The organism is Streptococcus pseudopneumoniae, from assembly GCF_001072375.1.
GTDB classification, from domain to species: domain Bacteria; phylum Bacillota; class Bacilli; order Lactobacillales; family Streptococcaceae; genus Streptococcus; species Streptococcus pseudopneumoniae_L.
Genome location: NZ_JVKV01000119.1, coordinates 1 through 740 on the forward strand (window position 1 = coordinate 1; position 740 = coordinate 740).

General features: G+C 43.0%; 1 protein-coding gene. It reads right to left on the reverse strand.

The window, feature by feature from the left end; genetic code table 11:
• Positions 1-200: 200 nt before the first annotated feature.
• A partial coding sequence (locus tag ADH31_RS09570; RefSeq protein ID WP_049510460.1) for an SIALI-17 repeat-containing surface protein occupies positions 201-740 on the reverse strand: 540 nt, incomplete at its 5' end.

The window sequence follows — 740 nt, forward strand, 5'->3', positions numbered from 1 at the left end:
TGAGGTTGTGGATAGAACTGACGAAGTCAGTAACACATATACGGTAAGGCGAAGCTGACGTGGTTTGAAGAGATTTTCGAAGAGTATTAACTATTTGACTCCTGATTTATCTAGATCAAAAAGGCCGTAACTAGTTCTAGTCACGACCCTTTCTAATATAAGATCAAATTTCTCTATGAATTTCGTTGATTTTAACTATTTCATTGATCTTCTTTTTTCTTGCCCATGGCAAACATACCTAGGAGCATGCCTACAAGTCCTAGAGATGCAAGAGGAGCAACAGCTTCACTTCCTGTTTCAGGAAGAAGTTGCTGACGAGCAGCAGGGGCTTGATAAGTTTTATCTTGTGCCATAGCTTGAACTACAATTGACTGTTCTCCCTTATACTCTGAGACCTCATGGATAGCAGCTTCAGCACTGTTTGCACCACCTACATAGGCTGGAACTTCTGTACTCGCAGATTCTAGACCATTAACACCGACTGTATATTCTGGCACCTCTAACTGAGCGGCCTCTACTGCATTGACGCCACCTGTGTACTCTGGAACTTCTAACTTAGCAGATTCTACCGCATTGACACCACCTGTATACTCTGGAACTTCTAACTTAGCAGATTCCACTGCATTGACACCACCTGTATATTCTGGCACCTCTAACTTAGCAGATTCTACTGCATTCACACCACCTGTATATTCTGGCACCTCTAACTTAGCGGATTCCACTGCATTGACACCACCTGT